Here is a 12,019-nt window from a genome sequence, read left to right on the forward strand (position 1 = left end):
GAAAAATGTAACAAGGCCAATGCCAAGAGGCCTGCGGAAAAAACTTTGACAAATTTTCAATAAAAATTTGAACAAAACATGAACAACAAATGAATTTTGTGTTACAATGTATTCATAGAGATGAAACGAAATCTATAACGACAGGGGTCATGGGTCATGACAAATGATAGAAAAGCAGCAGATACACTGAAATGGATGGCTTGGACTGCAACAATTATCGGCACTTTGTTGTTCGTGTTTAATGTAAGCGATTTCAGATCTGAGAACTTTCCACTGATGGTATCGATCGGCTTCCTCATCGCTGGCATGAACATTTTCCTTTTGAGCACAGTGTTCCGTTTGATGAATCTCCGCAAGCAGGAAGTGTGACGGCAGGAGTTCACAAATTCATAGGAAAAGACCCCTCTCGTTTTGGCCTATATAAATGAGAGGTTTTTTATTCATATTGAATCAGCCTGGCGCGAGTGTGATTGCGCCGGGCTTTTTCGCGTTTATGGGCAATCGAGCCAAAAATGGGTGATGGTGTGAAGTGGAGGATATTCATAGCAATATTATGATCAACTCGTGACTGCTTCGTGAACACTTTGTAACAGAAAAACTACGAAATCTTGAACGAAGCAAAAAAGACGTACAAAAAGTTCATCTCTCTGATAGTATGTAGTTGCGGTTATGACACATGTTCACCTACGCTAAACAATCAAGCATTTTGTCATTGTTTTTTTGTGTGAAAGAGGGAGGGATTAGGAGAATGAGTGGAGGAAAAATGCTGAGGCAATTTCATTTTTGGGTCTTGGCAGCACTAGCAACTGTCCTGCTGTCAGGATGCGGAAGTGATTATCTTGTCCTGAATCCGAAGGGACCTGTTGCCGAAACGCAGTACAATCTCATTATCATCTCAGTGATTTTGTGCGCAATCATAATTGTTCCCGTTCTCGCGCTTACCGCTTTTATCGTATACCGATATCGCGATACACCGGAGAACAAGGCGCCATACAAACCAAATTGGGCTCATAATACGACCCTTGAGGTGATCTGGTGGGGAATTCCGGTCATCATCATTGCTATTTTGGGTTACTTCACCGTGCGTGACACGTATGCGTTGAAAGAAAACCCGAATAAAGAAGTGAAGCCGATGACCATTCAGGTAACGGCTCTGGATTGGAAATGGATGTTTACTTACCCTGATCAAAATATCGCAACGGTCAACTACTTAGAAATTCCTGCCGGCGTACCGGTTCATTTCCAAGTATCTGCAGAAGCTCCGATGAACTCGTTCTGGGTGCCAGAGCTTGGCGGCCAGATCTACGCGATGTCGGGTATGGCTACCGAGCTGTATCTGCAAGCAGATAAACCAGGTGAATTCGCAGGCTTCTCCGCGAACTTCTCGGGTGAAGGTTTTGCCCACATGCAGTTCAAAGTGGTAGCGAAGCCGCAAAATGAGTTTGATCAGTGGGTGAAGCAAGTGAAAGGTACCACCCCTGAGATGACCAAGCAAGATTATGAAGAGTTGAAAAAGCCGGGTGTAATGAAAGAGGAGAAAATGTACTCTGCATTCCCAGAAGGCTTGTTTGAAGAGATCGTTCAAAGATACAGCCACGGTCATGACATGAATCACGTTATGCACCCGGAGGAAGCAGCAACAACGAAAGAAACCGAACAAGGCTCTGATATGAGCCAAATGCCTGGAATGGATCATTCCAAAATGAACCACTAGGCGAAAGGGAGGAGGAATACCAAGTGTGGGAGAACATTAAGGAATTTGCGTCCACGTTCTTTGTTACTGGTGATCCGCTGATCTACGGTGCAGACGTCTCCATCGCTCTGACTATGATCGCGATTGTCTTTGTCCTTACCAAGTACAAAAAATGGGGTTGGCTCTGGCGTGAATGGCTGACTACCGTCGACCATAAGCGTATCGGTATCATGTACTTGATTGCATCGCTTTTGATGCTGTTCCGCGGTGGGGTTGACGCCCTGCTGATGCGTTTGCAATTGGCATTCCCGAATGTAGAGTTCCTGCATTCCGATCACTACAATGCGATCTTTACGACTCACGGTACGATCATGATCTTGTTCATGGCGATGCCGATGATGTTCGGTCTGTTTAACATGGTAGTTCCTCTGCAATTGGGCGCTCGAGATGTTGCCTATCCGTTCTTGAACGCAGTCAGCTTCTGGCTGTTCATGCTGGGTGCGATGCTGTTCAACCTGTCGTTCGTCATCGGGGGTTCTCCTGATGCGGGTTGGATGTCGTATCCGCCACTGTCTCAAAATGATTTCAGTCCTGGTCCGGGTCAGAACTTCTGGATCTGGGGTATCCAGATCTCCGGGATTGGTAGTTTGGCTACGGGGATTAACTTCATCGTAACCATCTTGAAAATGCGTGCTCCTGGCATGAAGCTTTCTCAAATGCCATTGTTCAGCTGGTCTGTACTTTCCAGCAGCATTATGATCATCTTTGCTTTCCCGATTTTGACTGTAACCATCGCGCTGTTGTTCCTTGACCGTTTTGCAGGTGCTCACTTCTTTACGATGGGCGGCGGCGGTAACCCGATGATGTACCTCAACCTCATCTGGATGTGGGGTCACCCAGAGGTATACATCGTAGTTGTTCCAGCGTTCGGTATTTTCTCTGAAGTTGTTGCGACGTTCTCGAAGAAAACAATCTTCGGTTACAAATCCATGGTTTGGGCTTTGATGGCGATCGCGATTGCATCGTTCTTCACATGGGCTCACCACTTCTTCACAATGGGTACAAGCGCCAGCGTCATCGCGTTCTTTGCGATTTCGACGATGGTCATTGCGATCCCGACCGGGGTGAAGGTGTTCAACTGGTTGTTTACAATGTTCCGCGGTCGGATATCCTTTAAACAGCCGATGCTGTGGACCATCGCTTTCATTCCTTGCTTTGTCGTGGGTGGTGCGACCGGTGTCATGCTGGCCGTTGCTCCTGCTGACTATCAGTACCATAACAGTTACTTCCTGATTGCCCACTTCCACCAAGTATTGATCGGTGGGGTAGTGTTCGGTTACCTGGCAGGTATTTACTACTGGTGGCCAAAACTGTTCGGCTTCAAGCTGGATGAGAAGCTCGGAAGATGGGGCTTCTGGTTCTGGAACATCGGTTTCTATGTTTGCTTCATGCCGCAATACGCGCTGGGCTTCATGGGTATGACTCGCCGTTACTACACGTACGGCTGGGATCGCGGTTGGGCGGACCTCAACCTGATCTCTACTGTCGGGGCATTCCTGATGGGTATCGGTTTCATCTTCCAAGTATGGCAGATCGCCTACAGCATCAAGCACGGTGAGCGCGACACAACAGGCGACCCGTGGAATGCACGTACGCTGGAATGGTCGATTCCTTCTCCAGCACCGTTCTACAACTTTGCTGTTGTTCCTACGGTAAAAGGTGCCGATGACTGGTGGCTGACAAAAGAAGCAAAAGCAAATGGTACGTATAAAGAAGAGCCTGCGCATCTGGAGCCAATCCACATGCCGAAAAACTCGGGTATTCCGTTTATCATGTCCCTCTTCTTCTTCTTGGTCGGATTTGGGTTCACATTCGGTTGGGTATGGATGGCTGTAATTGGATTTATCGGCGTGGCACTGTGCATGTGGGCTCGTTCCTTCCAGTATGATACGGATTATTACGTACCGGTGGAGGAAGTGCGCAGCACGGAGGCTTCACTGGGGAGGGTTTACTAATGGCGACTCAACACGACCACGCTCATGGACACGATCATGAACATGGCCATGAAGAACATGAACAATTAAAAGTGCTCGGATTTTGGATCTTCGTTGTGACTGACTGTATCCTTTTCGGTTCGCTGTTCGCCACTTTTGCGGTGTTGATGAACAGCTACGCGGGAGGACCGACAGGAAAAGAAATGTTTGAGCTCCCAGGGATCATCGCTTCGACCTTTATCCTGTTGACCAGCAGCTTTACGAGCGGTTTGGCTGTCCTGGCGATGAACAAAGGCAAAGTCAAAGAAATGATTTCCTGGCTGGCTGTAACCGCAGTACTGGGTCTGGCGTTCGTAGTGCTGGAGATCAACGAGTTCACGCACCTGGTACACGAGGGTGCAACCATGGCAACAAGTGCTTTCTGGTCCGCGTTCTTTACGCTTGTCGGTACGCACGGACTTCACGTTTCGGTCGGTTTGTTCTGGATGGTGGCGTTGATGATTCAGCTGAAACGCCGCGGCATCACTCCGGTAACACGACGTAAAGTGACAAACCTGAGCTTGTACTGGCACTTCCTGGACGTTGTGTGGATCTTCCTCTTCACAGTCGTCTACCTGATGGGGGTGATGTAGGATGACACAACATGGCAACCATGGAGATCATCACAATCACGGATCGCTCAAATCGTATGTGATCGGCTTTATCCTGTCGATTGTGCTCACCATTATCCCGATTGTGCTGGTCATGAACAACATGCTCGATAAGGGCACAACCGTGATCTGGATCTTGGTGATGGCGGTCCTGCAATTCGTCATTCAGCTGTTCTTCTTCATGCACGTTCGCGAAGGCGAAAAGCCGCGCTACAACGTACAGACATTGGTTCTGGGTTTGGTGATCGTGTTCACGATCATCGCAGGTTCGATCTGGATCATGATGTTCAACAAGTATTAAAAGGAATTCGAAACCTCTTGGGTATGTTACCCGAGAGGTTTTTTGTTGTAGGTAAGCACGACTTGAGGAGGCACGATCATCCATGATAAGATAAACTAATTTACAGCATTTGGGGGTAGGGAATCGTGACAGGTCAGGTGTTCTTAGCAAGACCATCCTTGGAGTATCATGAGGAATATATGGCTTTTTATCAGGAATGGAAGCAAAGCGGTGAGCCGATCGTCCCTTGGATCGTAGATAAAGACCCGAGTGACTTCCCTGCCTATCTTCGCTACTTGGAAGAGGAAGACAAAGGGGAAAATCTGAAGCCGGGCTGGGTCGCGAATTCCACGTATTGGCTGGTCAATGAACAAGGGAAAATCGCAGGAGCCGTAAATATTCGTCACGAACTGTCGGAGAGACTGCTCCATACGGGTGGACATATCGGCTACGGAGTCGTCCCTTCCCAAAGAAGGAAGGGATATGCGACCGCGATCCTCGATCAGTCCCTGCAGCTATCCCGGGAGCTGGGCTTGAAGCGTGTGCTTGTCGTCTGTGACGAAGGCAACATCGGCTCGGAAAAAACGATCGTGAAGAACGGCGGGGTATTTGAATCCGCGTTCACAGAAGAAGACGGTAATGTCGTCAGAAGATTTTGGATCGAGCTGTAGCAGAGAGGGGGATTCCCTCTCTTTTATTTGAGTTCTTAATAAATAATTTTATTTTAATAAATATTCTTTATATTCAGAATGTTATCTTGCCTATTTCACCCCCTCGAAATAAAATATCAGTAATATTCTCTTACCCTTCAAACCGACTTCGAGATCATCATGAGCTGCTTTTCCAAAATTCTCTCCTTTCCAGAATCAACGGCATTCATCCCATTTGCGGCAATATTCATAACAGAAAATTCATAGGATATATAATCCAGCTACGGTTGGACTTATATAAATCGTTCTTACTCAAAAAGGAGTGAATCAATTTTCGTTATGAGACTGAATGTACAAGGCGAGCGCTGGTTCCCGTCGGAAAAGGCATTTTCAGAGGACATGCCCGAGCTGTGGGGCAATTGGTACTGTGATTCAGAAGTAGGTACGCTGCGATCTGTCCTGATGAGAAGGCCAGGGAAGGAAATTGAGATTGTGAACGAGAGCAATTATTCACAATTCCGCTGGAAAGCTGCGATGGAGCCGGAGAGGGCACGCGCTCAGCAGGATGCATTGGCTCAGATTTATCGAAATCACGGAATTGAGGTTCACTATGTAGAAAACATGCGGGAAGACAAGCCGAATGCCATGTATTTGCGAGACCTGGTCGTGACTACACCAGAGGGAGCAATCGTGTGTCGGCCGGCGATCGAGGCGCGGAGGGGAGAAGAGAGGTACGTTGCGGAGCAGCTGGCCAAGCTGGGTGTTCCCATCATCAAGACGATTAATGGGGATGGTTTCTTCGACGGTGCGTGCCTGATGTGGGTCGACCGGAAGACGGTCATCATCGGTACAGGGGCTCGCGCCAACGAGGCAGGGGCGAAGCAGGTCGAAGCAGAGCTGCGCAACCTCGGAGTGACCGACTTTATCCGCTTTCCGATTCCGTATGGACATGCCCATATCGATGGTCTTTTGAACATAGCAGACAGGCGGACAGTGGTTCTGTTCCCTTGGCAGGTGCCATACGATGTCGTCAAGCCTCTCCTGGACAGAGATTTCACGGTGATTGAGGCAACCAATCCGGTAGAAGTGAAAGAAACCTTTTGCACGAATTTCGTAGCGCTACAGCCCGGAAAGGTTGTCATGCCAGCGGGAAATCCAGAGACAAAAGCCAAGATGGAGCAGGCTGGCATTCAGGTGATCGAAGCTGAGATGGACGAAATCATCAAGGGCTGGGGATCCATTCATTGCATGACAGCCTTTTTGCGGAGAGATCCGATCGACCCGATCTAAGAGACAGTACTTTCAATCAAACTAGGGGGAATAGAGATGAGAAAATGGGCGTTTATATGGTTGGCTTTGCTGCTTGTGGTCATAACTGGATGTTCTCAGGAAGCTGGGACAGGAGTAAGCGGTCCTTCTACGATCCAAAAAGTAATTGATAGGAAGAAATTGGTAATCGGCACTTCTAGCGGTTATTTTCCTTTTGAAATGAAAGACAAGGATGGAAAGTTCGTCGGGTATGACATGGATTTAGGAACGGCGATTGCCAACGCCTTGAAGGTAGAAGTCGAGTTTAAAGATTACAGCGATTTCGGCGGCTTGATTCCGGCCTTGCAGACAGGTGACATCGACATGGTCATTTCCGGCATGACCATTCGCGGCGATCGGGCGCTGGCCGTCAGTTTTTCCGATCCGTACTACTCCTCAGGTCAAGTCGTCATGGTCCCGAAAAAGGACACATCGACACAAAGCTGGAAGGACTTGGATCAACCGGGTAAAAAGATCGCTGTCGGACAGGGAACGACTGGTGCCTTGCTGGCCAAGCAGTTGTTTAAAAACGCGCAGGTTATGGATTTCGACGGCTTCACAAACGCGGCGTTGGCGGTCAAGCAGGCACAGGCCGACGCGCTCATTTTCGACGAACCGGGCATACGCGTATTTGAGGTCATGAACAAAGACTCTGTAAGGGGTGTGTACGAAGTCTTATCCTCCGAGAACCTGGGGATTGCTCTGCCGCTGAATGATCAGGCGACGATCCAATGGGTGAACTCCTTCCTGGCATCGTATCGAAATGGTTTGGACGATCAAGCATCAATCAACAAATGGTTCAAGTCCAACGAGTGGGTCAATCAGGTGCAACAACAGTAACTTTGCGCTCATGAGTGGAAGGGGAGCGTAATGAAGGAGGTTTGTTCAACATGGGTAGCGCTTGGAATGTGATTCCTCAAAATATGGGTCTCCTATGGGATGGCTTGCTGTTGACGCTGCAGTTGTCAGCATGCGCATTGCTCGTCAGCATCCCTGTGGGTGTCTTGTTAGGCTTGTGCCGGATTTCCAGTAATCGGTTCATTTCTTTTGTAGCGGTCAGCTATGTCGAATTTATCCGCGGCGTTCCCTTGCTGGTCTTGCTGTTCTGGATCTACTTTGTACTCGGAAAATTCCTGAAGCTGGGCCCCTTTTTAGCGGGGGTACTTGGTTTGGGGCTTTTTTCGGCAGCTTTTATTGCGGAAATCGTCCGAGCAGGAATTCAAGCGGTGCCGCGGGGGCAGATGGAAGCGGCACGCTCATCGGGGATGACGTATGTACAAGCGATGCGTTTTATCATTTTGCCTCAGGCGCTGCGCAAAGTATTACCGCCGATGGCTTCGCAGTTTATTACGCTGATCAAGGACTCCTCGCTGGTATCCGTCATTTCGGTTGTCGATCTGACGCTGGTGGCGAAAAATTTGGTGTCGACGACGTTTCGTTCTCTCGAAGTGTGGAGCTTCGTGGCGATCATGTATTTCTGCATTACGTTTTTCCTGTCGCAAGTCATTAGTGCGTTCGAGCGGAAATATCGGGTGTCCGAATAGTAGAACCGTATGATCAACGTGAGAAGGAGGCACCGACTGTGATCCAAATCAATCAGGTCAATAAGAGCTATGGACATGTTCATGTTTTGAAGGACATTCAGTTAGAAGTGCCGCAGTCCCATGTGTACGCCCTGATCGGACCGAGCGGCGCTGGGAAAAGCACGCTGATTCGCAGCATCAATGCCCTGGAGTCCATCCAGGGAGGAGAGATCATCGTAGACGGTATTTCCGTTCATGACAAGAAGACGAATATCAATCTTCTGCGTTCCGACATTGGTTTCGTGTTTCAATCGTTCAATTTGTATCCCCATTTGACCGCTGTGGAGAATGTTGCGATCGCCCCGATTCAGGTGAAAAAAGTACCGAAAGAGCAAGCGGAAGAAAAGGCCAGAGCTCTGCTGACCTCCCTGGGACTGGGTGAAAAATTCGGGTCCTACCCCGCTCAGCTCTCCGGTGGGCAGCAGCAGCGGGTGGCCATCGCGAGGGCGCTGGCGATGGACCCAAAAGTGATGCTGTTCGATGAACCGACCTCTGCTCTCGATCCGGAGATGATCAAAGAAGTGCTGGACGCCATTCGGAATCTGGCGTCCTCTGGAATGACGATGGTCGTTGTCACCCACGAGATGGGGTTTGCCCGGGAAATTTGCAATCAGATTGTGTTTATGGCCGATGGAAAGATCGTGGAAGTGGCGCCACCTGAAACGTTCTTTACCAATCCGCAATCCGATCGGGCGAAAGATTTCCTCTCCAAGGTATTGAATCACTAGGAAAGAGAGAGGGGGCACGGATGTGAAAGCGGATTTGATCATCGCGCATGCCTTTGTATTGACGATGGAGGGCAAGGGCGTCGGAATGGTGGAAAACGGTGCGGTCGCGATAAAAGGAGACACGATTCTCGCCGTTGGTGAAACAGCTGATATTCTAGGGGCGTATCAGGCGGAGAGATTCATAGATGGAGCCGGGAAGCTGGTGATGCCCGGCTTGATCGATGCTCATATCCACAGCGGCATCTCGATTTTCAGGGGAATGGCCCAGGACATGTCGCATTGGATGCAAAAAGGCTTGTGGCCGTTCAAGAAAAATACAACGGAAGAAGAGTCGCTCGCCGGATCCTTGGTGACCATCATTGAAGGGATCAAGGCAGGAACGACGACGTTTTGCGACTACGATTACGGAATGAATCGCATCGTCATGCACTATGCCAAGGTGGGGGCGCGAGCGAGAGTGGCCGAGACGGTAAACGAGCTGCCAGATGACATCGGGAAAAATCCCGTAGGAGCGCTGTACCCGTTTGATCCGGCCATCGGAGAGCGGAAGCTGCAGGAAAATATCAAGCTGTTCGAGGAGTGGAACGGGCAGGCGAACGGCAGAATCACGTGCCTGTTCGGTCCGCAGGGGCCAGACATGATGAGCACGGAGCTGCTGCTGGAGGTTCGTGCGCTGGCACAAAAATACGATACGCGGATCCACATGCATGTCGCGCAAGGGGATCGGGAAATCGACCAAATGGTGAAGCGTTACGGCAAGCGCTCCATTCCCTATCTCGATGAGCTGGGGTATCTGGATTCACGCCTGATGGCGGTTCACCTGACAGAGGCGACCACAGAAGAAACGCAGCTCGTGGCGAAGAGAGGCGCATCGATGATCTACTGCGCGGGGAGTATCGGTATCATTGACGGACTGGTACCTCCTGTCATGGACTTTCTGGAAGCCGGAGGTCAGGCTGCGCTAGGCTCGGATCAGGCGCCTGGAAATAACTGTAACAACATGTTCAACGAGATGAAGTTCGCCGCTATCTTGAACAAGGTCAAGCGCTCCGATCCGCGTGTGTTTCCCGCCTGGCTTTCCCTTCGCCTGGCGACGATCGAATCTGCGAAAGCGATCGGGCTGGACCGCGAGATCGGCAGCTTGAAGCAAGGGAAGAAGGCGGATCTCATCCTAATTGATTTGCAGGAACCGAGCCTTTGCCCGATCTATACCGATCCCATTCGCAACATTGTGCCCAATCTCGTTTATTCCGCCAAAGGCAGTGAGGTCGAGACCGTCATCATCGACGGACAGATCATCATGGATAACCGCAAGCTGCTAACGGTTGATGAAAAAGCGGCTGTCCGCGCCGCGCAGGAAGCAGCGGACAGCATCAGCCGACGCTCCCGTGACGATATTGCGGCAGCTCGCAGCGATGTCTATCAAATGATGGAGGACGGATATTTATGACAACGATCTACACCAACGGCAGGTTTTACACGTTCGACGCAAATCAGCCGCAAGCAGAGGCGGTTGTCGTCCGGGACGGCAGGATCATCGACTTGGGAAGCCATCGCGATATGGTGCTCCAGTGGGGGAGACCGGAAGCTACCGTGAAGGATCTCGGGGGAAAAATGGTGACGCCGGGATTGATCGACAGTCACCTGCACATGTCCTCGATCGCGACCAAGCTGTTGACAACCGATTTGGGAAAGGTCACCTCCAAGGATCAGCTGCTGCAAGTGGTAAAAGAGCAAGCTGACCAGACACAGGCAAATGAATGGGTACAAGGCAGGGGCTGGGACGAAAATCGCTTTACGGACGGTTCCCTGCCTACCATCGAAGAGCTGGACAGGGTCGCCCCGCACTGCCCGATATTTCTCACGCGGGTATGTGGTCACGTCTATCTGGTGAATAGCAGAGCACTGGAGATCGCAGGGTATCACCCAGATATGGAGATCCCATCCGGCGGAACCGTTGTGCTCGATCCACAGACGAGAAAGCCGACGGGCTTGCTGCTGGAAACAGCATCGAACATCGTCTCCAGGCACATTCCAGAGCCGACCTATCAGCAATTCAAGGATTCGCTGCGACAAGCGATGCGACTCGCGATCGAATGCGGCCTGACGAGTGTACATACGGAGGATCTGCGCACGTATGGCGGTTTGGATCAGACGTGGCAGCTGTTCGATGAGCTATTAAATCAAGAGCAAAATCGGCTCCGCTGCAATTTGCTCATTTACTATCCACATGTAAAGCGGCTGCGGGAGCTCGGCCTGTATGCGGGTTACGGAAACGAGACTCTGCAAATCGGTGCCGTAAAAATCTTTGCGGACGGCAGCTTCGGCGGTCGAACCGCTCTCTTGTCTGAGCCGTATACAGACGATCCAGACAACGTCGGAAGTGAAATTCACGACAACGACACTCTGTATGAGCTGTTTCGGGAAGCGAGGGCGGCCCATATGCCGATTGCCGTGCACACGATAGGCGATCAGGCGCTGGAAAATGTCTTGAATACGCTGGAGCGATTCCCGGCGGTAGCTTTCCGCGACCGCATCATCCATACGTCGTTGCTGCGTCCGGATCAGCTGCATCGGTTGAGACGTCCCAGCATCATCGCCGACATTCAGCCGCGATTTGTCGTAGGGGACTTCCCCTGGGTAGCGGACCGGATTGGGCGGGATCGCGCAGAGCAAGCGTATATTTGGAAGAGCATGCTCGAGGCTGGCATCATGTGCGCTGGGGGCTCGGACGCTCCAGTAGAACCGGTAGAGCCTCTTTTAGGCATTCATGCGGCTGTCACCCGGAGAGCGCCAGAGGATGCACATGAAGGATACAACCCTGCCCAAAGCCTGTCGGTGGAGGAAGCGCTGCGTGTGTTCACATACGGCGGTGCCCTGGCTACCAATGAAGAGACGATCAAAGGAACAATCAGCCGCGGCAAGCTAGCGGACATGACGGTCTACTCGCAAAATATCCTGGAGCTGGAAGACGCCGATGAACTGTTGAAGACGAAGATCGAGATGACAGTCATCAACGGAGAGATTTGCTACGAGAAGGATGGAAACAGAAACCTGTGTGAAATATAGAAACGGATCAATGGAGAAGTCTGCGATGCAGTGCAGACTTTTTCCGTTTTCTTGGCGGGAAGGG

The 12,019-nt window shown here is 50.5% G+C and carries 12 protein-coding genes; all 12 read left to right on the top strand.

What is annotated here, in order from left to right; all coding sequences use genetic code 11:
• The first annotated feature begins 156 nt into the window (after positions 1-156).
• Entirely contained in the window at positions 157-369 is a 213-nt protein-coding gene (locus JNE38_RS06425) for a hypothetical protein (RefSeq protein ID WP_203355779.1), read from the top strand.
• 379 nt (positions 370-748) lie between these two features.
• Positions 749-1,714 carry a ubiquinol oxidase subunit II gene (cyoA, locus tag JNE38_RS06430; RefSeq protein ID WP_203355780.1) on the top strand — a complete coding sequence of 322 codons (966 nt, stop codon included), beginning with the start codon at positions 749-751 and terminating at the stop codon, positions 1,712-1,714.
• 23 nt (positions 1,715-1,737) lie between these two features.
• The gene (locus JNE38_RS06435) at positions 1,738-3,708 is read left to right on the top strand and encodes a cbb3-type cytochrome c oxidase subunit I (protein WP_203355781.1); all 1,971 of its coding nucleotides are present in this window, start codon (positions 1,738-1,740) and stop codon (positions 3,706-3,708) included.
• Entirely contained in the window at positions 3,708-4,319 is a 612-nt protein-coding gene (gene cyoC / locus JNE38_RS06440; protein ID WP_203355782.1) for a cytochrome o ubiquinol oxidase subunit III, read from the top strand. Before JNE38_RS06435 ends, cyoC begins: the two co-directional genes overlap by 1 nt.
• Before the next feature lies 1 nt (position 4,320).
• Positions 4,321-4,638, top strand: a complete 318-nt coding sequence (gene cyoD, locus JNE38_RS06445) for a cytochrome o ubiquinol oxidase subunit IV (protein WP_203355783.1) — start codon at positions 4,321-4,323, stop codon at positions 4,636-4,638.
• A 125-nt stretch (positions 4,639-4,763) separates the two neighbouring features.
• The gene (locus JNE38_RS06450) at positions 4,764-5,288 is read left to right on the top strand and encodes a GNAT family N-acetyltransferase (protein WP_203355784.1); all 525 of its coding nucleotides are present in this window, start codon (positions 4,764-4,766) and stop codon (positions 5,286-5,288) included.
• A 318-nt stretch (positions 5,289-5,606) separates the two neighbouring features.
• Positions 5,607-6,557: a dimethylarginine dimethylaminohydrolase family protein gene (locus JNE38_RS06455; RefSeq protein WP_203355785.1), complete on the top strand. Its 951-nt coding sequence runs from the start codon at positions 5,607-5,609 to the stop codon at positions 6,555-6,557.
• Positions 6,558-6,593: 36 nt separating this feature from the next.
• On the top strand, positions 6,594-7,415 hold the full coding sequence (locus JNE38_RS06460; protein WP_203355786.1) for a transporter substrate-binding domain-containing protein: 822 nt from the start codon (positions 6,594-6,596) through the stop codon (positions 7,413-7,415).
• A gap of 50 nt (positions 7,416-7,465) precedes the next feature.
• The gene (locus tag JNE38_RS06465; protein WP_203355787.1) at positions 7,466-8,119 is read left to right on the top strand and encodes an amino acid ABC transporter permease; all 654 of its coding nucleotides are present in this window, start codon (positions 7,466-7,468) and stop codon (positions 8,117-8,119) included.
• Positions 8,120-8,157: 38 nt separating this feature from the next.
• Positions 8,158-8,886, top strand: a complete 729-nt coding sequence (locus tag JNE38_RS06470) for an amino acid ABC transporter ATP-binding protein (RefSeq protein WP_203355788.1) — start codon at positions 8,158-8,160, stop codon at positions 8,884-8,886.
• 22 nt (positions 8,887-8,908) lie between these two features.
• Positions 8,909-10,336, top strand: a complete 1,428-nt coding sequence (locus JNE38_RS06475) for an amidohydrolase family protein (protein ID WP_203355789.1) — start codon at positions 8,909-8,911, stop codon at positions 10,334-10,336.
• On the top strand, positions 10,333-11,955 hold the full coding sequence (locus tag JNE38_RS06480; protein ID WP_203355790.1) for an amidohydrolase: 1,623 nt from the start codon (positions 10,333-10,335) through the stop codon (positions 11,953-11,955). Before JNE38_RS06475 ends, JNE38_RS06480 begins: the two co-directional genes overlap by 4 nt.
• The last annotated feature ends 64 nt before the right edge of the window (positions 11,956-12,019 follow it).

The organism is Brevibacillus choshinensis, from assembly GCF_016811915.1.
In the GTDB taxonomy this organism is placed as follows: Bacteria; Bacillota; Bacilli; order Brevibacillales; family Brevibacillaceae; genus Brevibacillus; species Brevibacillus choshinensis_A.